Origin of the sequence: Endozoicomonas sp. ALB032, from assembly GCF_049310125.1 — a bacterium.
Lineage (GTDB): Bacteria > Pseudomonadota > Gammaproteobacteria > Pseudomonadales > Endozoicomonadaceae > Endozoicomonas_A.
The window spans coordinates 3,647,850-3,673,578 of the sequence record NZ_JBLYNW010000001.1 but is presented as its reverse complement, the minus strand read 5'-3'; the positions used below and the strand labels follow the sequence as shown (position 1 = coordinate 3,673,578).

Here is a 25,729-nt window from a genome sequence, read left to right as displayed (position 1 = left end):
TAGAAGCTGGCACACAGCAGAATCAGTTGTCAGAGACAACAGGAGCGGCCGGTCATCAAGATCTTCTTAAAAACATAGCAATATGGGGGATACCATCTTCCTCATAGATGTCACCTTCAGCTTTAAAGCCATAAGCGCCATAAAATGTTTGAAGGTGAGCCTGACCACTGAGATAAAGATCATACTCAGGAAAGAGTTCGGTGGCTTTTTCTACCGCTCGTTTCATCAACTCTTTGCCCAACCCGCCACCACGGTAAGAGTATGTAGTGATAACACGACCAATAGCCACAACAGATTCGGGGGAGGATGGGGGTATAATCCTCAGATAGGCCGCAAGATTATTTTCACCTTCCCTCCAGCCTGATAAGTGCAGACACCTTTGATCAACCCCATCCGCATCGTGATAAGGGCAATCCTGCTCAACGATAAAGACATCCTGACGGGCTTTAAGAATGCTATATACTTCCTGCCCGGTAAGTTCTTCAAACCTGGACCATTGCCAATTAATCAAACCCGAATCCAACCCAAAATCAATCAACCTGTGTGTGAATATCTATTCACTGTTAAGTAACGAGCTACCCAACAGAGTATCCTGCTCGCCGGACCATCTCTCAAGAATTAAAAACAAAAAACTCTGGCTTCCAAAAGCAAACCAGAGTTTTCGGTTCAGATAACCTTAAATCAGATTTCAGACAGCATTTCAGCAGCAGATCTGTAGGTCAGGTTTTGTACCTGAGCAACGCTCTCACAGGTCACTATGCCTTTGCAGACGTTAAGACCTTCCAGCAGGTGTGAATTATCCTCAAGAGCTTTACGAGTCCCCTTATTGGCAATGTCCAGAACATATGGCAGCGTTGCATTTGTCAGTGCCACTGTAGAAGTTCTTGCCACGGCACCTGGCATGTTGGCCACACAGTAGTGAACAACACCATCCACGATGAAGGTAGGATCATCATGGGTGGTGGGTCTGGACGTTTCAACACAACCACCCTGATCAATAGCAACATCAACAATAACAGAGCCACGCTTCATTCTGCTGACAAGATCTCTGGTCACCAATTTGGGTGCGGCAGCACCTGGCAGCAGAACTCCGCCTACCAGCAGATCAGCTGTCAGTACATGCTCTTCAATAGAATGATGAGTAGAAAACACGGTTTTAATACGGTTGCCATAGCGGGCGTCAAGCTGTCTGAGAGTGTCCACAGAGCGATCCAGAATAACAGCGTCTGCCCCCATGCCAACAGCCATAGCTGCAGCATTTTGACCAACAACACCGCCACCGATAATGACAACCTTCGCAGGATCTACACCCGGAACACCGCCCATGAGTACGCCACGACCTGACTGGGACTTCTCGAGACAGTGGGCGCCAGCCTGAATAGACATACGACCAGCGACTTCTGACATGGGTGCCAGCAAAGGCAGACGACCATTAGCATCTGTTACAGTCTCATAAGCAATGCAGGTAGCTCCTGATTCAATCAGATCCTGAGTTTGAGGAACGTCTGGCGCCAGATGAAGGTAAGTAAAGAGAGTATGGTGAGGACGCAGCCTTGCTCTTTCAATAGCCTGAGGTTCCTTGACCTTAACAATCAGCTCAGCCTTTTTGAAAACTGCCTCGGCACTTTTAACAACAGTAGCTCCGGCATTCTCATAACAATCATCGGTGAAACCAATACCTGCTCCGGCATTCATTTCAACCATAACTTCATGTCCCTGTGCCACGAGTTCCTTAACTGCAGCGGGTGTCAACCCGACTCGATACTCATGATTTTTTATTTCTTTCGGCACACCTACCAGCATATATTCCCCCAGCCCAAGCTTTATCTACGCTTATAAACTAGTATAAGATCCTCGGTTTAGTGAATTATTTTTATTTGAAATTTTTTTCAGAATATTCAACCAAAAAAACTAACACTACAAATAAAATCACCAACTCCAGAAATTTTCAGGCAATCAACTGCCTCACCGCAAGCGAAGAGGAAAAAGACTCCCAGAGGTTAGTCAATAGAAACAATAAGGAGGCTTTAAAGATTGGAGAAAGCACGTACCAAGTCAAAGAAACGAAACATATTGCTGCTATTCTGGTTTCGAATTTCAGTGAGACCTTTGTTCGACCAAAACCCGGAATGGATGATCTGGATAGTAGAGAGTCACTTTATGGAGCCAATAGTTGGAGGCTAACGTGCCCGACACCATTTTTATGCTTGAATATCTCAACCGGGTTGGCGTAGACATCAAGCAGTTTACTGATCAGAAAGCCCTGGCGGCGGAATACTTCAGAAGAATTTACAGAGTCGACCCCAGAGAAAAGATCATTGACCGTGATGGAAAGCCCATTGGTAAAGCCAGCAATCCAAGACATCTGCACTGATTTCTGGTTTATTACTCAGAAAAACGCCACAACTTGTAAAGAAACGCTTGAGACATAGCTTTTCTGTCTTGCTTGGCTATAAAATGCCCCTATGAATATTATCATCTGGATGCTACTTGGAGCAGCTTTTGCCTGGTACTGGGCTGATACAACAAAAGCAAGAGAGATCGCGATCATGCATGGCAGACGTGCCTGCAAGGAAATGAACTTACAGCTTCTTGATGGGACAGTGGTTCGTTATTCTACACGTTTCAAGCGCAGTCCAGACGGTCAGATGCGCCTTGCCAGAGATTTCAGTTTTGAATTTACACCCGATGGGATTCAGCGTTACCCGGGTCATATACGCTTGCTCGGTCAATACTTGCAGGTAGTGAATTTGCAATACACTAACCCTGAAGAACAGCAAACTTCGAATCTGATCATGTCTACAGAGTATTCAGAGGATACTCAGCCCAAGAATAACAATCCATCTGATGCAGTTGATCTGACAAACTACCAGGACACGAAGCCCTAGTACATCGTTTCAGCCCAAACATTCAGACCCAATATACAAATGATTAACGAGCCGATGGCAATTTCTGTCCTGTGATAGAATTTGCCTGCCCCCTTTGAACCGAGGTTAAAACAAATGGCCCATGCCAAAGATCTGAAGAAAGGTCAGATTGTTCAAATTGAAAACCAGTATTGCATCGTTCGACAGCAGGAAACCAAGAGTCCGTCCGCTCGCGGTGCCTCAACCCTCTACAAGTTTCGTTTCAGCTCCATTCCCGATGGCCAAAAGCTGGAGATGACCTGCACAGGTGACGATCAGTTTGCTGATGTCGACTTACTCCGCCGAACAGTTTCGCTTCTCTATCGTGAAGGTGATGAATTTACCTTTATGGACAGTGAGGACTACAGCCAATATCTGGTTAACTCAAGCACCATTCAAGAGCAACTTCCCTATATGTCTGATGGCATGGAAGGACTGATCGCTCTCTTGGTCGATGGTCAGCTACTGGCTATTGAACTACCGTCATCTATCGCTCTGGAAATTATTGATACCTCTCCCGCGATTAAAGGTGCTTCTGCTGCTGCTCGAACCAAAACAGCACGATTGACTACCGGTCTTGAAGTTCAGGTTCCAGAATACCTGAGTACCGGAGAAATCATCAAGATTAATACAGAGACAGGCAAATTCATGTCCAGAGCATAAAGTCGGATCATACCTTTTTGGCTCTTCAAACCTTCTGCGATTTAAACCTTCAACAGTGCACTTGAGTGCGCTGTTAAAAACGATCGCCATTGGAGTCAATACATTCGCTCGGTCACCTAATGTCAGGGCATTATGACCAGATAGTATTGGTCATTCACAGCCCAGAGCCTGCAAAAGGGTCAAGATAGCAACCCCGTGGCCGATAAGGTCAGATACCAGAGTTTTCTTGTAGATTTCATAGTTCAAGGAAAAAACCAGTAATAAGTGAAATAAATACGAAGGAATATAACTAACTATATGGTCCCAATACACAACGAATGGATAACGAGGTGTTTTTCTCTTTTTGTACCATTCATCACGGCCATCCTGAGAAATTATTTCACAATATAATAACGAAAAAACATATATATTATGTCGCTATATTGAGCAGGAAATTCAAGGCACTTCAGCCTGAACATGCTTAACTGAATAGTAGGGGTTTTTCTATTGCCAGCATGTCGTATAGACTGGCAATATAATTTGGATGGAAGCGCATTCAGCGCTAACTAAGGGTTAGCACCATGGATGGAAGCAAATCTTTAAACAGCTCTAGTGCATGTTGCAAATGGGGGTCGTGCTTTTTCATGACTTTGTTCCCGGTTGTAGCACTGTCGGACTCGGAAGGTCATTATCTTTCAGGGTCCCCTCATTACAGCACTGTCTACTCTCGTGATGTTTCGATGATTGACCCGTTCTCCACCATAACTACTAAGCGATCAAAAAACGTCAATAGAATGCCTGAGTTGTCTATCCGGGAAAAATCCAAAGTAAACCAGAAAAAAGTCAGCTCTTTTGTATACAAAGCTGTTAGCGATCCCAAAAAGCTGGCCGAACAGGCTGCCGCCAGTGCTGCATTTCTCGGGCTTGACTACATTGGTGTTGCCAGACCCATCAAAGAAGGCATGGACTTCATCAAGGAAAAAACACAGTTCGAATTCGGCGACTGTGGTAAGGTCCAATTCAGCAGTAACGTCAAAGCAGAAACCTGCATGTTCGATAATTCTACAATTGAGCTCAATTCTGATTATGATCTGGATTCTTTCACTGTTAACTTCAAATGGCAGATCTAATTAAAGGGTTATGATTTGTAGCCAAAGCTCTAACTGACTCAGGAAATTCTTCCAAGCAGTGCCTTCCCGGTATAATCCCGTTAGAATCCCTGTCCAGATATTCTGGCCTGAGGTTTCACCTTGAACACACATCGACAATACGCTCAGTTCTTGCGTCAACTGCATAAACTTCCAGCCTGGAAGCTCGTAGCAGTCACAACTGCTGTCTGTGAAAGAAGCTGGCCCAACTTTGCCCTGTTTGCCGAACTGACAGAGTTTGGACTTCCCGAAGACGTTCGACACTCTCTTAATATGCTCTGGGATAACGTCGCAGGCTATCAATCAGCCAAAAACTTTGAGCGTCTTCTGGAGAAGCTTGAGCCGAATGTACCCGACCTTGATGAGTGGGAGATGTTTGGCGCCATTCCAGCTTACGACAGTGTTATCAGTACGATATGTGCCGTTAACTGTGCTATGGAACCTGATGCTGGAGAGACAGCCAGTGCCTTGACACTCTCACTGAGCACCATTGGTAAATTCGTTAAGTATACAGAAGCTGAAGAGCTTAAAGGGACTGAACTCCAACAGTATGTTGAGCAGCATGAGCTTTATCAGCAACAGATTGCGTTTATTAAAGAACTGCTGGATCAAATCAGCAGAAGCAAGCAAAGCCCCGATGTTATGAAACAGATCAGGGCTTTGGCCAGGAATGAAGGAATCAGCCACATTGGTATCAGTCTTGAGTGATTTATCATTTCGAATTACTGATGATATCTTTCAGCAATGTATATATTTTACTCTGAGAGTTCGACATCGTATCAAAGTTCTGATTGTAAGTAGTCATCGCACGCTGCAACTGGACAGTCTGCAACTGGTTACTCCCCGTCAGATTTTCTTTTGCCGCGTTCAGTGATGTCTTCAGCGAAGCCCATTCCTCTGGTGTGAGCTGGCCTTTTCCACTGGCGTCAGTGTAATTGATCTTCAGCAGATTACTGAGAACATCACGCTCTTCCTGAGTCAATGCTGGCATACCACCAGTCACTTCATTAGTAAAACTATTCTGGAAGGCAACTTTACGGGCTGCATAGCCACTGAGAGTTTGACTGGAATCGTTCGGGTCCTTACGAGACATCTGGTTGGTATTCACTCCGTCAAACTCCCAGGAATGAAGCCCACCCGCCTCAAGTAGAACATAACCATCGTTACTGGCAGCATCCAGGGCGGTGCCATTGAGATTTGGTGTACCTATAACAGGCTTTGCCGTATTCAAGTCAGTTACTGTAAGCCCCTGATTGCCTCTGGTGATGGTGATTCCGGTGATATCCGCGAGACCTCCTGACAAATTGGAAGGATCAAAGGGAGTTCCGGGAGCAGATGTTTGAAAAGTAATCTCAGTACCATCATCCAACACCATAGTCATATCATTCATAACCGGAATGCCCACCTGTTTGGCATCCGATATGGAGCCCTTGGCAACCGGCACCAGTGCCTGGTTTTGATAATTGAGTTGATTGCCTTCAGCATCCACCAGAGTGAAGGTAGTTTTGCCATTAGCATCCGGCTGAATAGCAATACCATAACCATTATCCAGTACAATGTTATTACCGTTAGTGGTCCAGGTCGTCTGCTTGTATTGACTGGTGCCATACTGGGCTATGTTGGATTTGTTGATCAGAGTATTGACGTTACCCAATAGCTTATTAGAAGTTTCTATCTCACTGAGAAGTTTGCGGACTTCTGAGTCCAGCATGTTCCCGCGCTCAAGGTAGACAGCCGAGACAAAGTCCTGCTGACTGAGCTTGGAAGAATCAACAACATTAACATTATTATTACTGTTAACTCCATTAACGGTAGCCATGAAAAACCGCCCCTGTCATCCACATGAATATTCAGTAAAAAAACACTGTTTTCTGCTCGATCCGGCCGTTCCGTTCGGACCATCAGACAAATCCGGTCCGATGCCTTCTGCCGGAGGATCCTGATTTTGTCTTAGGTTTCAGCAGTCGATTAGCCATTCTGAGTTCTTTTCGTTTCAGTGATGCTTCTTGAGAAAGGTCACTCTTCAGCTCATCATTGAACTTAATCAGCTCCTGACGGGCTTTATGCTTGAAATGGGTGGGCCAGGCATCGCTATTGATAAACTCACGGAGTTTCTTTTTATCCATACCAACAGAATCCATAAAGTCTTTCTGTTGGTTAATGCCTGCTTTGGCGGTCTTTACTGCAGCTTCGGATTCCTGCTGAACAAGCCAGGACGATTTCTTAAGCTTGGTGACATCAATCAATCTGATACGGGAGGCCATAGGGTTCTCTCCTTTTAGCGAAGTAAGCGGCCATTTACTCACCAGTCAATGGCCCATTATCGCTTTGGCACTTTGTATTCTTTCCAGCTCAACCTTACTTTCCGATGACATCAGCCAGTTCTTCTTATTTCAGTGTAGACATAGAATTCACCGGCGATAGAATGAGTAGCCCTATTCGCTGGAGTGAAGTATGGATATAGACAGTTTTGAAAGCCTGATGATGAAAGCCCTCCTGACAGCTCTGGTGTTGTTCATGGGTTTCATTGTTTACGATCTGGCTAAAAAGTCGAAAGCGGGAAAGTTTGGTACATTTATTCTTTTTGGCGCTTTATGCCTGGGTGTACTGGGGTTTGTCCTGAAAGGTGTTTTGATGAAAACGATTGGTGGTTAAGGCCTTTTGCCTGACTCTGCGACGATTGAACACGCACTTACCACTCAAAACAGCGTAATCCTGTCGAACGTTTGCAGAGTCTCGCCCATTATTCAGATTAGACTTCAGGGCTTTTGTTCTGTCTCAATCACTTTATAATATCAGCCAAAGCCAATGAGACTGAGCCCGATGTCAGGTCGCCCCCTCCACCCCCCCGGTTCTCCCGAGAAGAAAACAGAAAAGACTCCCGCTCCCCGACTGATTCTGTTTAACAAGCCTTTCAATGTACTGACTCAATTCACCGATTCAGAAGGGCGCCCTACGCTTAAGGATTACCTGCCCATTCCAGGTGTTTATCCTGCTGGTCGCCTGGACAGGGATAGTGAAGGGCTGGTGCTACTCACTAACAATGGACAGATTCAACATCAGGTCAGTTCTCCCCTTCACAAGATGGATAAAACCTACTGGGTTCAGGTGGAAGGCATACCCAATGAACGGGCATTGGAGAAACTGAGAAAAGGCATAGAGTTCAAAGACGGCAAGACACTTCCTGCAAAAGCCAGAATCATAGAGGCTCCAGCAGTCTGGCCAAGGACACCGCCCATAAGGGAAAGAAAGTTCATCCCTGACTGCTGGTTGGAGCTGACTATTCGAGAGGGACGAAACAGACAAGTTCGACGCATGACCGCAGCAGTTGGCCACCCTACCCTGAGACTAATACGATACCGTATAGGTGATTGGGCACTGGACGAACTCAAACCGGGAAACTGGTGCGAGATAGAGATACCAGATGCTTTAAAGGTACAATTAAAACAAAACAGTATTACCAGAAATCGTTCCAGCGCCAATAAACTGGCTCGAAAAGGTTTTACAAAACGTCATAGAAAATAAATATCTGATCATTTTCAGGAATCGACAGGAAGGACAGCTTGATAGCATTATTCAAGACTCATTACACAAAACTGGCCCGGACTGCCCTCCTGCTGGCCATGGCATCTATTGTGGTTTTGTCCCTATTGCCAATAGAAAAAGTCCCCCTCAGTGCTGTAAACGATAAGCTTCAACATCTTGCAGCTTTTCTGCTGTTAGCTTTTCTGATGGATGCCAGCTTTCCAAACCAGCCATTCAACTTATGGAAAGTCAGTGGTTTAATGGCCTACGGCTTTCTCATTGAATTGCTGCAATTACAAACGGAATATCGCTTTTTTTCACTGGCTGACCTGATGGCTGACCTGGCCGGAACAGGTCTGTACTTTTTCACTATTCCTGTCTGGAAGCGCATACCGCTGATCAACTGGCGCTGGTCTCTAACGTAAATGCTGAGCGAGGAGTCTTCAGCTTTGCCAGCGCTTCAATTCATTGCGGCGTTCTCCCTGATTTCTGGCAGATGCCGGTCATAACTTGCGCTTATTGTCCAGAGGTATCCTGATCGTTACTTCAAGACCAGGGTGGGCATTTCTGGCGCAGATTGACCCATCGTGATTGGCTATAGCACCCATTGCTATGGCAGTCCCCAGTCCAAATCCATCATTCTCCTTGCCTCGGGTTTCATCCACCCTGAAGAAAGGTTCGAACATGGACTCCAGCACCTCTTCAGGAACACCCGGACCTTTGTCCCGTACTTTGATGATCACATTTCGCCGAAATTGTTCCAGTGTCACTTCAACATTACTGCCTTGCGGAGTAAATCGGATGGCATTACGAATGATGTTTTCAGCGGCGCTGCTCAGCCAGTCACGCACTCCAACAATCTCAACAGGCTGGCTCTTAATCAGATCAACACCTTTATTCTGCGCCTGAGCTTCAAAATTGCCGTCATCCACCAATTCCTTGATAAGCTGCTCCAGATTGACCTGCTCACAGGCCACTTCACTCAGACCATGCTGAATACGGGAGAAACGAATAATCTCACCAATCAGCTCATCAAGGCGCTCAATTTCCCTCTCTATACGCCCATGTTCTGCCTCAGCTTCTGGCGTTTTTCTTCGAGCCAGCGCCAGAGAAATCTGCAACCGGGTTAACGGGGAACGTAACTCATGAGAGACGTTTCTGAGTAAGATTTCCTTGTTATTGATCAGCGTCTCTAACTGCTCTGCCATGTGATCAAAGTCGCGGGCAAATTCTCCCAGCTCGTCGCCTCTTTGTCGAACAGTGGCTTCCACCCGGGCAGAGAGCTCTCCTTTCGCCAACTTTCTGGAGGTTATCTGCAATCGCCTGATGGGGACTACCAGATAGCGCGCCAGCATGATGCAGAGCAGAAAACTGACCGCCAGAGCAATGATGACCAGATGCCATTGCTGAGAAAGTACTTTGGTCACTCGCCAGTGAACCAGTCTGGGCATTTCCTTGGTCAGAAACAGATCATAAGGCACTCGTCCAATCCAGACTTTCCTGGGGCCTACAACTACCACTCCACTTCTGAAAGTAATGGTAGGCTCAGTGCGATCATGGGTTCGATCATAAGCGGACATCAGTTCGTCCGGAATGGCTCTTCTACCCATCACTTCACCGGCAGGATCAAAAAGGTAAAAATAACTTCCGCTGAACTGAGGGAAAGGAGTGTGGGGAGCCCAACCAGAAGCCATGCGTTCGACTTTTCTGGAAACGATCTCCAGTTCACGAAACAGCTCTCTGCGTTCTGACAGAAAATCCGAGGGATTCACCGTTATGGCCACCGCTATAACCATGGCAGCCATCATCGACAACATGGTAAGCCAGAACCACAGGAACAACTTCCAGAACAGACGCTGAAATGGCCAGACCAACATTCTCCGGACTTGTTTAATCATGGTCGTATATAGAAGTAGCCGGCACCACGGACGGTTTTAATTCTGGGTGAGCCATCCGGTCGTGTGCCAATTTTCTTGCGTACATTGCTCACATGCATATCAATCGCGCGATCATAAAGTGTCAGACGACGGTTCAATGCGATTTGGGTCAATTCATCTCTGGAGATCAATTCGCCAGCTTTTTCAATCAGTGCCTTGAGAACCATAAACTCAGTGGCCGTCAGCTCAAGCAGTGTTTCACCCATCTTGGCTTCACGGTTTGCCAGATTGAGAGTGATATCATCAATAGAAAGGACTTTATTACCGACCTCGGTCCCCGGTGACCTTCCCCTTCTCAGAATGGCCTTGATCCTGGCTACCAGTTCGCGGTGGTTATAGGGCTTGGGCAGATAATCATCCGCTCCGATTTCCAGCCCAATGATGCGATCTACATCATCGCCACGAGCCGTTAACATCAATACCGGGATATCAGACGTCTGACGGATTTTTTTCAGGACTTCGAAACCGTTCAGTTTTGGCAGGGTAACATCGAGCAATACCAGCTGATACTCGCCAGAGAGGGCAGCATGGGCACCTGACTCACCATCATGAACTGCATTGACAGAGTACCCTTCTGTGGCCAGGTACTCAATCAACAATTCACAGAGTTCAATATCATCATCTATCAACAGAAGCTCTAGATTTTCATTACTCATTGGCAGCTCCTCAATAAAAAAAGACCCCGCAGGGGCAAGGCGGGGTTAAAGGTACAGCACAGGGCACAAAATTTACAGAGAGTCTGTCAGCTGACTTATCCAACACGACCCCGGAAAGCGTCACGAAACAACAAATTGTCTTGTTGCAAACAAACAGAGCTCAACATTCCGGAAGACCTTCGTTTCAATCGCCCCCTTCTTTGTTGAAAAACTTTAGCGTTTAAACAATGGCCACAGTGTATTGAAGCCCGTATATACACTGGGGTTAGAGTCAGTAAGCACTCTGTAAAAAGATTTACTCGCATCTGAAGTAAGCGTCCTGTAAACAAATGCTTTATTTTTAATTTAGTGGTAGGAATCAGCCTTTAGCTGAGTACAATACTCATTACTTTTCCAGCACGAGTATGCTCAGCTCTGCAAAATACTGCGCCAACTATAGAAAAACGGGTGACTTTGAGTATAAACGCTCAATAATTAATGTTTGTATTCACCTTCTCCGGCACTCAATGGTGGCGGTTGCACAGAATAAAAGACAGGTGAAAACTAACTGTAATCATGCCTGAATAAACTCTTGTGCAAGCAGCTAAGACTATTTACAGACTAGACTTGCCGGTGTATTGCCTGGCGGAGAGATCTCCTGACCGGCACACTCATACCACAAGACTCTGACCGTGGGCTGGAAATCTGAACTTGAGACTCTTTCTCTCGGAGCCATCGATGAAATCAATCATCAGAAATAGACAACGCCCCCTGCTCCCTTTCGGCTTGCTTGTCGCATCTCTGTTAGCCTTGTCAGGCTGTAATCAAGAGCAGGAACAAAGAAAAATGCCTCCCCCTGCTGTTTCAGTTATCAGTGTTACGGAGCAGCCTGTTGGCGATTACAAAGAATATGTCGCTCGTACAGAAGCTGTTAATACTGTCGACCTGAGAGCGAGAGTAGAAGGCTTTCTCGCAAAGAGAGACTTCATTGAAGGGCAAACCGTCGAGAAAGATCAGCTGCTATTCGTTATAGACCCGAAACCGTATATCGCCAACCTTAAAAAGGCCGAAGCTGATCTGGCCAGTGCTAACGCAGAGTTGAACAAGTCGAAAAAAGACCTTCAACGCAGCAAGGATCTTCATAAAAAAGGCTATATCAGTCAGGCTGATCTGGACACCCAGACCAGCAAAGAAGCTCAGGCAGAAGCCTCTGTTCAAGCTGCTGAAGCGCAGCTGGATACTGCCAAACTGGATCTTAGCTACACCAAAATCATAGCCCCCTTTAAAGGTCAGATCGGCCGCACCAATTACAGCGTGGGTAACCTGGTAGGTCCCAATAGTGAACCTCTGGCAACTCTGAATTCGATTGACCCTATCTATGTCAACTTCCAGGTCGACGAACAACTATTCATCAGCCGCTTGCAGGAAAGTTCTGGCAGCCGGACATCCGAAAAGCAGGACTTTGAAATGAGCCTGCGTTTACCCAATGGCAGCGATTACGATCACAAGGGCACCTTCAATTTCGCAGACACCAGAGTCGATGAAACCACGGGAACCCTAACCCTGCGGGCTGAATTCCCGAATCCTCAGGGCATCATAGTTCCGGGCCTTTACGTCACCCTGATCGTGGAAGGCAAGAACAAAACCGAACATCCGATCATCCCGCAGTCTGCCGTTCAGGAAAACCAATCGGGCCGCTTTGTATTGGTCGTAGATGCTAATAACGCAGTTGAAACCCGTCAGGTAGAACTTGGACGTCGCCTGGGGCCAATGTGGGTTGTAGACTCTGGACTTAAAGCCGGTGAAAAAATCATCGTTGAAGGCCTCCAGAAAGTTCGTCCGGGTGTCAAAGTCACTCCCACCAGCGTCACAATTGATCCAGAGACAGGCGGAATTGAAGCCCAGCCAAAGTCTGATCAAGAGCAGGGCAGCCAGGCTAACAAACAAGGGTAACTGCGATGATCAGTCAGTTTTTTATTCACAGGCCCAAGTTTGCCTTTGTTCTATCGATCGTCATAACCCTGGTGGGTATGATTTCCATGCTGACCCTGCCTGTGGCTCAGTTTCCTGAAATCACCCCTCCCCAGGTTAACATCAGTGCGGTATTCCCGGGAGCCGATGCAGAAACCATAGAAGAAGCCGTCATCCGACCGATTGAAGAACAGGTCAACGGTGTAGAGGACATGATCTATATCAACTCTTCTGCTGGTAACGATGGCAGCGCCAGCATCACCGTGACCTTTGATTCCGGTGTCGATCAGGATATGGCTCTGGTAAACGTCCAGAACCGTGTTGCTGTAGCTGAACCATCACTTCCCGAAGACGTCAGAAGAACGGGGGTGACGGTCAGCAAAAAGTCTTCAAGCATGCTGTTGGGCATCAACCTGGTTTCCAATAAGAGTGAGTACGACGGCGTTTACCTCAATAATTACGCCAACAATTACCTGAAAGAACCCATGGCTCGTATTGACGGGGTCGCTTCCGCCGACATTTTGGGTTCACTGGTTTATAGCATGCGTATCTGGCTTGATCCTGAACGCATGGCATCTCTTGATATCACAACCTCAGACGTATCCAACGCACTGAATGAGCAAAACGTTATTGTTGCAGCCGGTAAGCTGGGTCAGGCGCCAAACCAGCCAGACCAGCAGTTCACTTACACCATAAAAACCCAGGGACGTCTGAGCAACCCTGAGGAATTCGGCAACGTCATTATCAAGGCCGACCCTGATGGCTCCTATGTTCGCATCAAGGATATCGCCCGGGTTGAAATGGGCTCCCAGAGTTACGATGGTGTTGCCAAGTTTAACAATGATGACACGGCTTTCCTGGTTATCTATCAGCAGCCTGATGCCAACGCTATGGATGTGGCGAAAGGTGTAAAAATGACCATGGAAGAGCTGTCTGCCCGTATGCCGGAAGGTATCGAGTATGAAATCAAGTTCGATACAACCCAGTTTATTGATCAGTCCATCAAGGAAGTAATCATCACTTTGCTCCAGGCAGTCGCTCTGGTGGTATTGGTTGTATTCCTGTTCCTGCAAAACTGGCGGGCAACACTGATCCCCGCAATCGCAATACCGGTCTCCCTGATTGGTACCTTCGCTATCATGAAAGCTCTCGGGTTTTCCATTAACACTATTACGCTTTTCGGCCTGGTGTTGGCGATAGGGGTGGTCGTGGACGACGCCATTGTTGTTATTGAAAACGTTGAGCGATTAATCACCAGGGAAGGGATGAGCCCGACTGAAGCCACCAGTCAGGCCATGAAGGAAGTATCGGGTCCTATTGTGGCGACCACCCTGGTATTGCTGGCGGTATTTGTACCTGTAGGCTTTATGCCGGGTATTACCGGTGGACTTTATTCACAGTTTGCGGTCACCATATCGGTAGCCGTTGTAATCTCTTCCATCAACGCTCTGACATTAAGTCCGGCCCTGTGTGCCACTTTGCTGAAAAAAGGCAAGATGGGACACATCAACTGGCTGGTTCCTCTTGATAACTTTATCAAGCGACTGACCGGCGGCTACAAGAGCTGGGTTACCCTGTTGATTAGAAGAAGCATTCTGGGAATTGGACTGTTTGCAATCATGATGGCCTCCACCGGCTTCCTGTTCAACAGCACGCCCTCCGGTTTTGTTCCGGATGAGGATCAGGGATTCTTCGTGGTTGATGTTCAGCTTCCTGACGCAGCGTCCCTGAACAGAACCGAAGCCACTATGGAGAACATCACCAACATCATTCGAACCGAACCCGATGTAGACAGTGTTATCAGTGTTTCCGGCTTCAGCATCATGGGTGGATCCAACTCCAACAACGCCATGGCTATCGTTGTCCTCAACGACTGGAAAGATCGCCCGGACCCTCTACAACACCAGCAGGCGGTACTGAGAAAGATACAGGGCAAGCTCTGGACGTTACCGGAAGCCCAGGTCATGGCGTTTGCCTTCCCGCCCATTCCAGGCCTTGGATCTTCAGGTGGTTTTGACTTCAGGCTTCAGGATACGCTTGGCCGCACCCCTCAGGAGCTTGGTCAGGTGTTGAATGGGCTGATCTATCAGGCAAACCAGCGCCCCGAAATGACTCAGGTATTCAGTACTTTCCGTGCTAATGTGCCTCAATACTTCCTCGAAGTAGATCGCAACAAGGCTAAGGCACAGGGTATTCCGCTGTCTGAAATTTTCATGACCCTGCAAACCCAGCTGGGCTCCCTGTATGTCAATGACTTCAGTAAATTCGGTAGAACCTACCAGGTTAAGCTTCAGGCAGAAAGCGAGTATCGCGCCAATCCTTCAGACCTGAGCAAGTTCTTTGTCAGAAACCTGAATAACCAGATGGTGCCTCTGACTACCGTTGCCTCATTGAAACCGATTCTCGGCCCCAGCAGCATTGACCATTACAACCTGTACCGCTCAGCCAGCATAAGTGGCAAGGCTAATCAGGGTTTTAGTTCCGGTGATGCCATCACAGCCATGGAAGATCTGGCCAAAACATTGCCCGATGGCTACACCTTCGAGTGGTCTGGACAGTCACTGCAGGAAATTGAAGCCGGTAGTCTGGCTCCACTGCTATTTGCCCTGGCATTCCTGTTTGTCTACCTGTTCCTGGTGGCACAGTATGAAAGCTGGACCATGCCGCTGGCAATCATCGTGGCAGTGCCCATAGCGGCTTTCGGTGCCATTGTCGGAATCAACCTGTTCCGGTTATTGATACCCTCGATGGCCAATGATATCTACGCCCAGATAGGTATGGTGCTATTGATTGGTATTGCTGCAAAGACGGCGATTCTTATCGTAGAATTTGCCATGGTTCAAAGACAGTCAGGCAAGAGTATCTTCGATGCTGCCATCAACGCTGCCGAACTGCGCTTTCGCGCCGTATTGATGACAGCCCTGTCTTTCGTACTTGGGGTACTACCTCTGGTATTTGCCAGTGGTGCCGGTGCTGCCAGCCGAAGGATAATTGGTACGACAGTAATGTCTGGAATGATCGCTGCCACCCTGTTCGGCACGATAATGATCCCATTGTTCTATTATCTCCTGCAAAAAATGCGTGAGCATTTTGATTCAGATAAAGCGAACAGCTGATCAACATAAAGCCCCTGTCTAAAGGGGCTTTTTTGTGTCCAGCCTGCCTCTCGCTACCGTGCGCCAGCTTGAGAACCAGAGTTTTTTGCTCCCACTTCCATGAGGTAATCTATCCTTCCTCTCTGAATGCCAGAATGCTAGAACAGAATTATTAAACACTCACTCTTTGTAGCGGCGCTGTGGCTGCTGCTGTCGATGTCTATCGTCTGTCAGGCTCAACCGTTGACAGGTTTTTTTGTTGTCGAGCTTGAACCGAATGCAGTTTTTCCAAACCAGAGCCTTTCTATAAAGCGTAACCGGCACACATGGCCTTGCAGCCCATCATACATTTCCGACACAAACGACTGTACAGAACAAGATTCGCCGCCTGATATCAAACAACACATACCTGACATTTACGGGATGCCCCCTACCCTTATTGAGTTGATAGCGCAGCAATGTTTTTTCACCGCTCCTCTGCTGATTGCCTACCAACTGATCCTGACAACCAAAGATTCTCCTTCAGGCTCGAATCCCTATTCATGGCTCCCCTTAAAAGTGGTTATCACTGTCTGTTGGCTTTTAAAAAGCGATTGGACCCCCGATTCACCTCTGTTTAAACCGATTAAACTACAAGAGGTCAGCCAGAAACATTCGTTTGCGACCATCACTATGATGTTTGGCTCTGGAGATAACCAGCAATCACAACAGTCATCAGAATCATCCATTCAGACAGTATCGGAAGCCAGGACCCTCCCTGCAGGCTCTTTCACTAACCCCGTGAACTCTGACTCTGGCGGCGGTAACGGAGATCCTCAACAACACCTGCACACTTTCGGTTTAAATTGTTTCATCCTTCCCTGTCATGGCGTTTGTCAATTCCGAAGATCACCCGACAGCGGATTGCCCAGTGGATGGCCACTGAAATCGGCAGAAAGTTCAGCAGTCCAGAAGGGAGCAGGACAGAGCACATGCCCCGATCCAGTCAATAAACACAACCATAACCGTATAGATCGCTTTAATTTTCTACAGACTCTATATTCCCAGCAAAACTGGCTTTTCCAAATATTGAGTAATCCTGCCATTCAACTCCAATGTACTTCTGTTCAACCTTCTCAGACACAGTTCGATCAGATGCAACCCCGTGGCCTTAACAACAACCGGGCAAGTAGCTGCAAGCTAGCATACTCCATGAGTTCTGGGTCAACAGACAGTCACTCAACCGGGCCAGTCAGAAATGACGCCCAAGTACTTGAGAAATTTCCTGTCTCCAATGATGACTTGATTGTAATCAACGGGTTACTCAATTTAGGTAATCAAATCCTTCTCGAAAAAATCGGGACCTCTTGTGCCTTTACCGACTTCACATCCTCACTGGGAACTTCAGAAACACCACAAAAAACAACAGAATCACCCCAATGGGTTCAAAGCCCAACTCAGCTTATTCAGATAGGTTCAATAAAGGCGCCGACAGCATCTTGTAAAATTATATTCGCGACATCAAACCAAAAAACCTCTCAAGCTGGCGAACCTGAATTGGCTCGGACTTCACCTTCAGGTTATCTTCCCCCCAATGGTTCCACCCGTTGTCAACAAGACTGGCCTAATCCCATAAGGAGAAACGGTGGCGGGCAACAAATCTGCGCAGTGACTTTGGTCGGGAAGGATGGCCAGACACGGCCATGTGGGGTGATCTTCAAGAATGCCCGATCTCTATCCTCGCACAAGAGCAGATACCACAGCGGGCAAAAAACCTGTGACCTGACAGAAGTCGGAAAGGATGGCCAGCTGCTGCCATGCGAAAAGGTCTTTAATCATTCTCAAGCCCTGGCGGCTCACAAAGCCAGAGCCCACATCAGACAACAAACCTGTGGCGTAACCTTAGTCAGAGAAGATGGCCAGCTGCAAAGATGCGGAACAGTCTGCGAGGATGCCAGAGCCCTGATATCTCACAAAAGAAGCGCTCACAAAGGACAACAAAAAATCTGCGATAAGACAGTCATCGGAGAGGATGGCCAGCCGCGACCATGCGGAAAAGTCTGTAATAATTCAATGGCCCTGTCGTATCACAAAAGAAAATACCACACCGGGCTACGAACCTGTGACGTGACCGTGATCGGCGAGGATGGCCGACAGCAGTCATGCGGGAAAGTCTGCAGAAGTACTCAAGACCTGATTGAGCACAAAAACAAAGAACACACCGGCCAACAAATCTGCTACGTGCGCCTGATCGGGGAAGATGGTCAACTGCAGCAATGCGGAAAGGTCTTCAGGAATATTCCATCGCTATCAGTTCATAAAAGCAAAATCCACAGCAAACAAAAAACTTGTGATGAAACCGTGATCACAGAGGATGGTCGGTCCTGGCCATGCAGGGTGATCTGCAAGAATGATCAAATCCTGATGGATCACAAAAGAGGACATCGTAAGCGCAAATCTGTTGATGTGGAGCAAAACAATGACCTCACTCCTGAAAAAGCTAAACGAAGTTTTCAAAGCCATTAAGCTGGTGTAATAATTGACAGATTGATCCGGAAGTTTCTTAAAGCCTCAAGCTCCTCAATCAAGTCAAAACGGCTTTATGATCAATGATCGCAAAGACTCAACGTATTTCACGAAACCGGAACTGCGGGAGCTTCTCTGGAAGAAAGGGAATGCTCCTGGTAAAGAGAACAAGGAGCTTCAGGTTTGAAAAGATCTGATCATTCCAGAACATCTCTTCCCATCGCAGCATGGATACTCCCATCCATTCTGTTGGCTGGCTGTGCCAATCCTCTGGAATCAATCAGCTGTTACTACCAGCCTGTCAGGGGAACGATGCTGATTAATGAAGTGAAGGGAGACCTTGCTGAACTGGACTTCTTTCCCGATACAAAGCAGGATCTGGTATGGTTCAGGAAGCACGATATTGAACCTGAAGGTCTTGTGATGCCTATCAGCAATGTTGGGCGAGCGCCAAAACCTTCTAGCCGTCACAAGGCGATTGTTAATATCCTTACTTCAGGCAGCTGCTCACCCTATATTGTTTATCAGGGAGAACCTGTTCTGGCGCAATGAGAACAGGAATTATCCCCTGCCTTTCACTTCAACCGTTCACCAGGAAGTGGGTTGCAATACTGGCGGCATATCCCAGGGCAATGGCCCAGCTCCACTTCAAATGGCCCAGGAAGGTATATTGGCCTTTGGCCGTTCCCATCAGACCGACGCCGGCAGCGGAGCCTATTGACAGTAAACTGCCGCCTACCCCTGCGGTCAGGGTAATCAGCAGCCACTGGAATGTATCCATTTCAGGGTTCATTCCCAGAATGGCAAACATGACTGGAATGTTATCCAGAATCGCAGAGAAGACTCCGGCTGCAATGTTCGTCCAGGTGGCACCTATACCGGTGTACATGCTTTCGGAAATCAGCTCCAGGTAACCCAGATAACGCAAGCCCCCTACAGAGAAAATGACACCAAAAAAGAACAGCAGGGTGTCCCACTCGGCGTGGGCAATCCGTTTGAAAATATCCAGATCTTCTTTTTTCTCGTCGTCCATCGAAGGCATAATCTGACTGGCGGTCAGCCCTTTCAATCGCAGGAAATAGGTATAGAACATCAACAGCGAAAGTCCGGTCATCATGCCCATAAAAGGGGGCAGTCCGAAGAAGCTCTCAAAACAAACGGCCAGTACAATCGTGATCAGGAACAGCACACAGATAGCCCACCCACCCCGGCGAATACCTGAATGGTCTTCGAGGGCCGCCGGGCGACCATTATCAATAAAGAAATTCATGATGGTCGCCGGGATAATAAAATTCACAACCGAGGGAATAAATAAAGTAAAGAATGTGAAAAACTCAACCTTGTCAGCCTGCCAAACCATCAACGTTGTGATATCACCAAAAGGACTGAAAGCTCCACCGGCATTGGACGCTACAACCACATTGATCATTGCCAGGGTGACAAAAGCAGGGTTTCCCTGTCCGACGGACATAATGACGGCACCCATCAACAGAGCCGTCGTCAGGTTATCGGCAATCGGTGAAATAAAGAAGGCCAGCACTCCGGTTACCCAGAAGAGTTGACGATAACTGAACCCCTTTCGGATCAGCCAACTGCGAAGTGAATCGAATACCTGACGCTCTTCCATGGCATTGATGTAGGTCATCGCCACCAGCAGAAACAAGAACATGGCCGAATATTCTTCCAGGTCATGCATGACCGCTCTGGATAAGCTTTCGTGGGATACTCCCTCTCCGACGGCCAGCCAGGCAATGAGGGCCCAGATGATACCGGCAGCCAGAATGACCGGTTTTGACTTACTGAGATGTAACTTCTCTTCCGCCATCACGGCAATATAAGCCAGAGTAAAAATGACAATACACAACCAGGCGATGGGGTGAGTTGTCATCCTCAACAACTCCTCTGCCGCAAAAGAGTTCTGCGGAAGAGCAAACAAACCTGCCCCGGCAAGCAGGGAAGGCCTTCTCAGTCCAGAGAAATTCACTATGATTTCCTTTAATTTTTAAATGAGTCAGGGTCCAAAAACGCGCAAATGATACTGATTGAATAACGATAAGCCAACCGCCTGTGAGATCCAATTTGAGCCAGCCCAACTCATTTCAGTGGATTCCTGTCTAATAAATCGACACCCTGACTATTTACTTTCGATATAAAATATTTTTTGTGAAATCTGCTCAGACATGCAGGGTATGAAGCGTCGGTTAAAGAGTAGAAACAGATTACAATCGACTTTTATATACAATTTTCATCTTACTATTTAGGCCTGAGGGCACAGCACTCTGAAATAATCCATATACACTTGGGCGTAGTCTCTTTAATTACGACTTTTCTAACCTTCGTGCGGGGACGTGAAGATGAGCATCGCCCGGAAACTGCACATGTTTCTAAACCAACATAATGCGGAATACGAACTTGTTTCCCACCCATACTCAGAAAGAGCGATGAATACGGCACACTCCGCCTGTATTCCAGTCAAGAATATGACGAAAGCTGTCGTTCTCAGGGACAACAGGGGTTATGTCATCGCTGTCATGCCCTCAATGAACAAACTCATGCTGCGCTGGATCAACGCCAAGCTGGATCGACATCTGAATCTGGTTTCAGAACAGGAATTGAAACACCTTTTCCCGGACTGTGAGGATGGTTCGATTCCTGCTATCGGCACTGCTTATGGCATGACCACCTGCTGGGATGACGAATTGAATTCATTACAGGACCTGTATCTGGAGTCTGGTAACCACAGGGAGCTGATTCATATGAACCGTAATCAGTTCAAGGCATTGCTTCAGGGAGAAACCCATGCTGCCATCAGTTGCGACCCAGACGAAATGGAAGCCTATTGCAACTGAAAAAACAGCTGAGGGTCGATAACCGCTGAAGACTCTATAGCCAGTGACGGCTCTCTTCAGCGGGTCATTTTTTTTACAAAAACCACCACAAAGAGTGCCAGCGTGAAGCTGCCAATAAAGGCCTCAATGGCTGCAAACAATCTTGAAAGACCCACGGGAGCCAGATCTCCGTAGCCCAGTGTGGTAAAGGTCACGACACTGAAGTAAAGTGCCTCCAGCCAATTAATCAGATTATTATAAAAAGGCTGGCCCGACTGGTACTGAACCATTGTCCCGCTATCCTCAATACCCAAAAAGAAATAAAAAAGGGAAAAGAAGACAATAAATGACACTGAAAACAGAACCACTCTTTCGGGCTTTTCGCCATAGCCGCTGAGCAGATCGACAATCTTTGAAACCACCCTCTGCCGGGAGATGAGGGGAAACCGGTATCGGTTGAAGGTCCTTTCCCGGTAAAAAAACTCACCAGCATTATGAAACAGTCCCTGCGCTTCACAATGTTTGCGAATATTTCTGGCTACTTCTTCAGCCTCCTCAAATAACTCGCTGGACTGGCGTTTATCGCCTTCCCGGCTGGCCTGATGAGCTTTTTCTTCCTGCAGAAAAGTATCACCAAAATCAACATGCTCAATTCGGGCCGACTTAAAATTAACACCCAGAAGGTTTGCTCCTATTAAACGGGTACGATGTAGATTTGCACCACTTAAGTCCGCTTTCAGTAAATTACAACCGGAAAGGTCTGCTCGATAAAGATGAGCTTTAACAAGGCTGCAACGACTCAAGTCACTACTGATCAAGTGATAGACTTCACCCTCAGGAGAGACAAGATTCAGATTATCGAGATGAGCGCCTTTCAGATAAAACCCCTCCATCATGGTACTTTTATGAGCCCGCTCTTCCAATAATGCTCTGACATCGGCACCGGATTTATCAACGTCCCTGTCATGCCAAAAGCAATAGTCACTGCCTTCTAAAGCCGGCTCACTACAGGGGCCGGATCGCTCGCCAATATAACGGCATCGATGGTCATCTTTAATCGGCATGACAAAATAGCCCAACCTTTTTCAATAAGTGCTCCATACTGTGTCGGCAAAATAATCAGAAGTGTTTACCATCTGCTTTTTGAATTTCCTGACCGGCTCATGCAATTCAACACCCAGACGTGTATGCTTAGCCGCTTGAAACTATTACTTGAATATCTTCCATCTCCCGGTGAGACAGAAGATGGTTTTATTGCATACCGCGTACACAGCGGACACACAGGTAGCCTCGTGATCACCCTCTACGGAATCAGCAACTGCGACACCGTTCGAAAAGCCCGTAAGTGGCTTACTGCTGCCGGTATTGAATACCGGTTCCATGACTACCGCAAAGACGGCCTGGACAAGGCTTCTCTGCAAACCTGGTCCAATGAACTAGGCTGGGAAGCACTGCTGAATCGTCGTGGCACAACCTGGCGACAGCTACCAGAGCAGCAAAAAGCGTCTGTCGATGAAGCCTCAGCCATTGAGTTAATGCTGGAGCAACCCGCTATAATCAGGCGACCCTTGCTCGACACAGGCTCCAAAAGAGTTCTGGGCTTTTCAGACAAGCAATATCAAACACTTTTTCAGTGAAACGCCTGACTCTTTTCAAGCAGGCAGAATAACAAAGCCCCTTGCAATCGCTGCAGAGGGCTGTCTCCAATTTGATTTGAATATCAGGGGAAGTAATTTATGAACCAAACTCTTTTCAGTCTTGCGATTGGTGTAGGCAGTAAAAACACGAAAGGCGACTGGCTGGAAGTATTCTATCCTATGCCTCTGCTGAACCCATCGGAAAAGCTGGTTGCAGCGATTATCGAGCTCGTTGATTACACTGGCGGCAACACCTGCGTTGAGCTGGACAGTACAACCTGTCATGCGCTTGAAGAGTCTTTCGTCAATCTGGGTGAGGAAGCTCTGGCGAAAATGATGCTGAGCCTTGAAGAAAGTGATCAGCCCCGTGTCATTACTTTTCTGGAAACGGACGACACCCTGAACAGCACGCCTGAAGCTTACCTGAAGCTGCATCTGCTCTCACATCGTCTGGTTAAGCCTCATGGTGTCAAACTGCAAGGGATCTTCCCTCTGTTGCCCAACGTTGCCTGGACCAGTGAAGGAGCTATCGACCTGACAGAACTGCCTGAGCGCCAGCTGAAAGCTCGTGCTGAAGGCCGCTACATCAGCGTAGACTCAGTGGATAAGTTCCCGAAAATGACCGATTACGTGGTCCCTGCCGGAGTGCGTATCGCCGATGCGGCCAGGGTTCGTCTGGGCGCTTATGTTGGTGAAGGCACCACGATCATGCACGAAGGCTTTATTAACTTTAATGCCGGCACCCAGGGCAAGAGCATGATTGAAGGTCGTATCTCTGCCGGTATTATGATTGGTGAAGGTTCTGACCTCGGCGGTGGTTGCAGCACCATGGGTACCCTCTCGGGTGGTAACGACATCGTCGTTTCCCTGGGCGAAAACTGCCTGATCGGCGCCAATGCAGGAATCAATATTCCACTGGGCGACCGTTGCACCATCGAAGCCGGTCTGTACCTGACGGCTGGCAGCAAAGTCAATGTCCTGGACGATCAGAGAAACGTGGTTGAAACCGTCAAAGCCAGCCAGTTGAGTGGCCAGTCTGACCTGCTGTTCCGTCGCAACTCAATTTCCGGTGCCATTGAATGCCTGACCAATAAGTCGGCTATCGCTCTTAACGAAGACCTGCACGCTCATAATTGATAAGTCAGGGCTTCCAGCGCTCTGAACAATTCGGACTACTAAATGAATAAACCAGTCCATTTCTGGCCAAAGCCTTATAAACTTTATTTGAGGTTCTGGTCAGTCGACTGGTTTCTTCTATCAGGCCTATCGAACGGAATGGCCACTCTGTAAGATAAGCGACTTTGATCGATTAATTTCTACCCCTTATCGGCTAATGACTATCGACAAAATCCGGTAGCTTTCATGACATTTTGAATCTCGAAAAGTGAAACCTCTGAAAAGTGACCACTCTTCCAGCAAATCATCCCTCTGACGCCTCTCTGACGCCAGTTGTTGTCAAAAAAACAGCCTGATCTCAGCCTGCCTCTGACAATAAAACCAAACCACCGGAAAACAGTCATCTGGAGCAGGATTCAACGCTCCCTATAATCAACACAAATGGTCTGCATTCATTCTCTTGCAGACCAGACTCTAAAACCATGGATAGGAGTAGTACCATGTCTGCAAGGATGCTGAGCACGTTAGCTATCGTTTTCCCTCTGCTGTTCACGGCAGGTTGTTCCACCACCTCTTCACAGACTCAACCTCAGAAGCCTCACTGGTCGACCTGTATGGCCCAAGGGGGGGTAGTTATGGGGATCCCCGGAGCGGCTTACAATATGGCAACCGGTGGTGCTGCCCTGGTGGCAGGAGCACTGATCGGTGGCACAGCCTGCGCCATGGCAGACCCTGTTACTGAGCCTGAGGGTCCAATGGTTACTAATGGTGTAGAAGAGATGTCCACCGTTAACTTTGACTTTGACTCTTCCAGACTGAGATCGGGCGATCTGGAAATGCTGAACACGCTGATTGGTCAGCTGGATCATGACAGCCACATCGAAATAGTCGGCCACGCCTGTGAGATAGGTTCCCGCTTATACAACCAGAAGCTTTCTGAAAGAAGAGCTGAGGCCGTTAAAGACTACCTGGTGAGCAAAGGGATTCCAGAAGAAAACATGAACGTCAGAGGCAAAGGTGCAGATCACCCACTACGCGGGAATGATACAGAAGAGATGAGACAGGAAAACCGTCGTGTTGAAATCATGCTGAAATGATACCGGCCTGACAGCTAAAACCCCGGCTTGCCCGGGGTTTACTTTTTTGTCATCAGACCGGGAGCTCTACCTCATTGATCCTCAGCAATTCGACTGGCTACTGCACTCTTCTGTTCCTTGTATTTTGCGTCTTTTCGTTTGTTGTAGGGGCGGGCTGCGGTACCACTCATGGTCTCGAAATTAATGGCTCCTATGCCCATTCCCGGTCTCAAAGCCAGTGGCAGTTTGCCACCGTTGAAAAACTCCAGCACAATCTGACCACTCCAGCCCGGGTCAATCCGGTGAGCGGTGACATGCACCATCAGACCCAGTCTCGCCAGAGAAGATCGACCGTCCAGCCAGCCAACAATATCATCGGGCAAGGTAATGGATTCACGGGTAACTGCCAAAGCCAACTCGCCCGGATGAAGGAAAAAAGCTTCGCCATCATTCAGGGCAATCTCCTTGCTCATGATGGAGTCCAGCACCCGATTAATCTCTTCTCTGGGACCACTGATGTCCACAAAAGGGGCTGCATGATCGTTGAACACCCTGAAACTGTTTCCCAGAGTCAGGTCAACACTGACCCCACTGATCTTGCCAGAGCCGGGACGGGGCTCAATAATGATTTTTCCACTGTCGAGGCAAGCTTCTATATCCCGATCACAAAGTCTCATGGTCTATTTTTCCAGCAGCAAGAAGGGAGTG

25 protein-coding genes are annotated in these 25,729 nt (G+C 47.7%); 16 read left to right on the top strand and 9 right to left on the bottom strand.

Annotated features, from left to right (window positions below):
• Positions 1-55: 55 nt before the first annotated feature.
• Both ACO6VG_RS13860 and ald read right to left on the bottom strand, forming a co-directional pair.
• Positions 56-511, bottom strand: a complete 456-nt coding sequence (locus tag ACO6VG_RS13860; RefSeq protein WP_422132856.1) for a GNAT family N-acetyltransferase — start codon at positions 509-511, stop codon at positions 56-58.
• Between the two features lie 170 nt (positions 512-681).
• Positions 682-1,803 (bottom strand): alanine dehydrogenase, encoded by a 1,122-nt coding sequence (gene ald / locus ACO6VG_RS13855; protein WP_422137400.1) that lies wholly within the window; start codon positions 1,801-1,803, stop codon positions 682-684.
• A 382-nt stretch (positions 1,804-2,185) separates the two neighbouring features.
• Between ald and ACO6VG_RS13850 the strand changes: the two genes are divergently transcribed.
• From ACO6VG_RS13850 to ACO6VG_RS13830, 5 genes are all read left to right on the top strand, one after another.
• The gene (locus ACO6VG_RS13850; protein ID WP_422137399.1) at positions 2,186-2,374 is read left to right on the top strand and encodes a hypothetical protein; all 189 of its coding nucleotides are present in this window, start codon (positions 2,186-2,188) and stop codon (positions 2,372-2,374) included.
• 91 nt (positions 2,375-2,465) lie between these two features.
• Positions 2,466-2,888, top strand: coding sequence for a DUF3301 domain-containing protein (locus tag ACO6VG_RS13845; protein ID WP_422132853.1), 423 nt, complete (start codon positions 2,466-2,468; stop codon positions 2,886-2,888).
• Between the two features lie 114 nt (positions 2,889-3,002).
• Positions 3,003-3,569 (top strand): elongation factor P-like protein YeiP, encoded by a 567-nt coding sequence (yeiP, locus tag ACO6VG_RS13840; RefSeq protein ID WP_422132852.1) that lies wholly within the window; start codon positions 3,003-3,005, stop codon positions 3,567-3,569.
• A gap of 623 nt (positions 3,570-4,192) precedes the next feature.
• On the top strand, positions 4,193-4,678 hold the full coding sequence (locus tag ACO6VG_RS13835) for a hypothetical protein (RefSeq protein WP_422132851.1): 486 nt from the start codon (positions 4,193-4,195) through the stop codon (positions 4,676-4,678).
• Positions 4,679-4,798: 120 nt separating this feature from the next.
• Positions 4,799-5,404, top strand: coding sequence for a DUF416 family protein (locus ACO6VG_RS13830; protein WP_422132850.1), 606 nt, complete (start codon positions 4,799-4,801; stop codon positions 5,402-5,404).
• A gap of 4 nt (positions 5,405-5,408) precedes the next feature.
• Here the strand turns inward: ACO6VG_RS13830 and ACO6VG_RS13825 are convergent, their stop codons facing one another.
• Both ACO6VG_RS13825 and ACO6VG_RS13820 read right to left on the bottom strand, forming a co-directional pair.
• On the bottom strand, positions 5,409-6,515 hold the full coding sequence (locus ACO6VG_RS13825; protein WP_422474356.1) for a hypothetical protein: 1,107 nt from the start codon (positions 6,513-6,515) through the stop codon (positions 5,409-5,411).
• A gap of 82 nt (positions 6,516-6,597) precedes the next feature.
• Entirely contained in the window at positions 6,598-6,960 is a 363-nt protein-coding gene (locus ACO6VG_RS13820) for a hypothetical protein (RefSeq protein WP_422132848.1), read from the bottom strand.
• Positions 6,961-7,150: 190 nt separating this feature from the next.
• Between ACO6VG_RS13820 and ACO6VG_RS13815 the strand changes: the two genes are divergently transcribed.
• From ACO6VG_RS13815 to ACO6VG_RS13805, 3 genes are all read left to right on the top strand, one after another.
• Positions 7,151-7,351 carry a DUF2788 domain-containing protein gene (locus tag ACO6VG_RS13815; protein ID WP_422132847.1) on the top strand — a complete coding sequence of 67 codons (201 nt, stop codon included), beginning with the start codon at positions 7,151-7,153 and terminating at the stop codon, positions 7,349-7,351.
• A 168-nt stretch (positions 7,352-7,519) separates the two neighbouring features.
• A complete protein-coding gene (locus tag ACO6VG_RS13810) occupies positions 7,520-8,221 on the top strand; it encodes a pseudouridine synthase (RefSeq protein ID WP_422132846.1) in 702 nt (233 codons plus the stop codon).
• Between the two features lie 38 nt (positions 8,222-8,259).
• Entirely contained in the window at positions 8,260-8,646 is a 387-nt protein-coding gene (locus tag ACO6VG_RS13805) for a VanZ family protein (protein WP_422132845.1), read from the top strand.
• A gap of 78 nt (positions 8,647-8,724) precedes the next feature.
• Here the strand turns inward: ACO6VG_RS13805 and ACO6VG_RS13800 are convergent, their stop codons facing one another.
• Positions 8,725-10,098: an ATP-binding protein gene (locus ACO6VG_RS13800; protein ID WP_422132844.1), complete on the bottom strand. Its 1,374-nt coding sequence runs from the start codon at positions 10,096-10,098 to the stop codon at positions 8,725-8,727.
• A gap of 17 nt (positions 10,099-10,115) precedes the next feature.
• Positions 10,116-10,814 (bottom strand): response regulator, encoded by a 699-nt coding sequence (locus ACO6VG_RS13795; protein ID WP_422132843.1) that lies wholly within the window; start codon positions 10,812-10,814, stop codon positions 10,116-10,118.
• Positions 10,815-11,531: 717 nt separating this feature from the next.
• Between ACO6VG_RS13795 and ACO6VG_RS13790 the strand changes: the two genes are divergently transcribed.
• From ACO6VG_RS13790 to ACO6VG_RS13775, 4 genes are all read left to right on the top strand, one after another.
• Entirely contained in the window at positions 11,532-12,746 is a 1,215-nt protein-coding gene (locus ACO6VG_RS13790; protein ID WP_422132842.1) for an efflux RND transporter periplasmic adaptor subunit, read from the top strand.
• Positions 12,747-12,751: 5 nt separating this feature from the next.
• A complete protein-coding gene (locus ACO6VG_RS13785) occupies positions 12,752-15,880 on the top strand; it encodes an efflux RND transporter permease subunit (RefSeq protein ID WP_422132841.1) in 3,129 nt (1,042 codons plus the stop codon).
• A 195-nt stretch (positions 15,881-16,075) separates the two neighbouring features.
• Positions 16,076-18,364 (top strand): hypothetical protein, encoded by a 2,289-nt coding sequence (locus ACO6VG_RS13780; protein ID WP_422137396.1) that lies wholly within the window; start codon positions 16,076-16,078, stop codon positions 18,362-18,364.
• Positions 18,365-18,547: 183 nt separating this feature from the next.
• Positions 18,548-18,916, top strand: a complete 369-nt coding sequence (locus tag ACO6VG_RS13775) for a hypothetical protein (protein ID WP_422132839.1) — start codon at positions 18,548-18,550, stop codon at positions 18,914-18,916.
• A 28-nt stretch (positions 18,917-18,944) separates the two neighbouring features.
• On the opposite strand, the gene nhaD is transcribed toward ACO6VG_RS13775, so the two are convergent.
• Positions 18,945-20,252 carry a sodium:proton antiporter NhaD gene (gene nhaD, locus ACO6VG_RS13770; RefSeq protein ID WP_422132838.1) on the bottom strand — a complete coding sequence of 436 codons (1,308 nt, stop codon included), beginning with the start codon at positions 20,250-20,252 and terminating at the stop codon, positions 18,945-18,947.
• A 490-nt stretch (positions 20,253-20,742) separates the two neighbouring features.
• Here nhaD and ACO6VG_RS13765 point away from each other — a divergent pair, with 490 nt between their 5' ends.
• A complete protein-coding gene (locus tag ACO6VG_RS13765) occupies positions 20,743-21,213 on the top strand; it encodes an aminoacyl-tRNA deacylase (RefSeq protein ID WP_422132837.1) in 471 nt (156 codons plus the stop codon).
• Positions 21,214-21,269: 56 nt separating this feature from the next.
• On the opposite strand, the gene ACO6VG_RS13760 is transcribed toward ACO6VG_RS13765, so the two are convergent.
• Positions 21,270-22,256: a pentapeptide repeat-containing protein gene (locus tag ACO6VG_RS13760; protein WP_422132836.1), complete on the bottom strand. Its 987-nt coding sequence runs from the start codon at positions 22,254-22,256 to the stop codon at positions 21,270-21,272.
• Positions 22,257-22,391: 135 nt separating this feature from the next.
• Between ACO6VG_RS13760 and ACO6VG_RS13755 the strand changes: the two genes are divergently transcribed.
• The 3 genes from ACO6VG_RS13755 (at position 22,392) to ACO6VG_RS13745 (ending at position 25,042) form a co-directional block, all read left to right on the top strand.
• Positions 22,392-22,829, top strand: coding sequence for an ArsC family reductase (locus ACO6VG_RS13755; RefSeq protein WP_422132832.1), 438 nt, complete (start codon positions 22,392-22,394; stop codon positions 22,827-22,829).
• Positions 22,830-22,928: 99 nt separating this feature from the next.
• Positions 22,929-23,966, top strand: coding sequence for a 2,3,4,5-tetrahydropyridine-2,6-dicarboxylate N-succinyltransferase (dapD, locus tag ACO6VG_RS13750; protein ID WP_422132831.1), 1,038 nt, complete (start codon positions 22,929-22,931; stop codon positions 23,964-23,966).
• Between the two features lie 479 nt (positions 23,967-24,445).
• Positions 24,446-25,042, top strand: coding sequence for an OmpA family protein (locus ACO6VG_RS13745; protein ID WP_422137391.1), 597 nt, complete (start codon positions 24,446-24,448; stop codon positions 25,040-25,042).
• A gap of 71 nt (positions 25,043-25,113) precedes the next feature.
• Here ACO6VG_RS13745 and dcd read toward each other — a convergent pair whose 3' ends face one another.
• The gene (gene dcd / locus ACO6VG_RS13740; RefSeq protein ID WP_422132829.1) at positions 25,114-25,698 is read right to left on the bottom strand and encodes a dCTP deaminase; all 585 of its coding nucleotides are present in this window, start codon (positions 25,696-25,698) and stop codon (positions 25,114-25,116) included.
• Positions 25,699-25,729 lie beyond the last annotated feature (31 nt).

Excerpts from the sequence above, each read along its gene's own strand:
- ACO6VG_RS13795 (WP_422132843.1), bottom strand. The coding sequence starts at position 10,814 with ATGAGTAATGAAAATCTAGAGCTTCTGTTGATAGATGATGATATTGAA.
- ACO6VG_RS13800 (WP_422132844.1), bottom strand. The coding sequence starts at position 10,098 with ATGTTGGTCTGGCCATTTCAGCGTCTGTTCTGGAAGTTGTTCCTGTGG.
- ACO6VG_RS13815 (WP_422132847.1), top strand. The coding sequence starts at position 7,151 with ATGGATATAGACAGTTTTGAAAGCCTGATGATGAAAGCCCTCCTGACA.
- nhaD (WP_422132838.1), bottom strand. The coding sequence starts at position 20,252 with ATGACAACTCACCCCATCGCCTGGTTGTGTATTGTCATTTTTACTCTG.
- ACO6VG_RS13820 (WP_422132848.1), bottom strand. The coding sequence starts at position 6,960 with ATGGCCTCCCGTATCAGATTGATTGATGTCACCAAGCTTAAGAAATCG.
- ACO6VG_RS13810 (WP_422132846.1), top strand. The coding sequence starts at position 7,520 with ATGTCAGGTCGCCCCCTCCACCCCCCCGGTTCTCCCGAGAAGAAAACA.
- ACO6VG_RS13835 (WP_422132851.1), top strand. The coding sequence starts at position 4,193 with ATGACTTTGTTCCCGGTTGTAGCACTGTCGGACTCGGAAGGTCATTAT.
- ACO6VG_RS13790 (WP_422132842.1), top strand. The coding sequence starts at position 11,532 with ATGAAATCAATCATCAGAAATAGACAACGCCCCCTGCTCCCTTTCGGC.
- ACO6VG_RS13785 (WP_422132841.1), top strand. The coding sequence starts at position 12,752 with ATGATCAGTCAGTTTTTTATTCACAGGCCCAAGTTTGCCTTTGTTCTA.
- ACO6VG_RS13745 (WP_422137391.1), top strand. The coding sequence starts at position 24,446 with ATGTCTGCAAGGATGCTGAGCACGTTAGCTATCGTTTTCCCTCTGCTG.
- ACO6VG_RS13845 (WP_422132853.1), top strand. The coding sequence starts at position 2,466 with ATGAATATTATCATCTGGATGCTACTTGGAGCAGCTTTTGCCTGGTAC.
- ACO6VG_RS13760 (WP_422132836.1), bottom strand. The coding sequence starts at position 22,256 with ATGCCGATTAAAGATGACCATCGATGCCGTTATATTGGCGAGCGATCC.
- dcd (WP_422132829.1), bottom strand. The coding sequence starts at position 25,698 with ATGAGACTTTGTGATCGGGATATAGAAGCTTGCCTCGACAGTGGAAAA.
- ACO6VG_RS13765 (WP_422132837.1), top strand. The coding sequence starts at position 20,743 with ATGTTTCTAAACCAACATAATGCGGAATACGAACTTGTTTCCCACCCA.
- ACO6VG_RS13780 (WP_422137396.1), top strand. The coding sequence starts at position 16,076 with ATGTCTATCGTCTGTCAGGCTCAACCGTTGACAGGTTTTTTTGTTGTC.
- dapD (WP_422132831.1), top strand. The coding sequence starts at position 22,929 with ATGAACCAAACTCTTTTCAGTCTTGCGATTGGTGTAGGCAGTAAAAAC.
- ald (WP_422137400.1), bottom strand. The coding sequence starts at position 1,803 with ATGCTGGTAGGTGTGCCGAAAGAAATAAAAAATCATGAGTATCGAGTC.
- ACO6VG_RS13825 (WP_422474356.1), bottom strand. The coding sequence starts at position 6,515 with ATGGCTACCGTTAATGGAGTTAACAGTAATAATAATGTTAATGTTGTT.
- yeiP (WP_422132852.1), top strand. The coding sequence starts at position 3,003 with ATGGCCCATGCCAAAGATCTGAAGAAAGGTCAGATTGTTCAAATTGAA.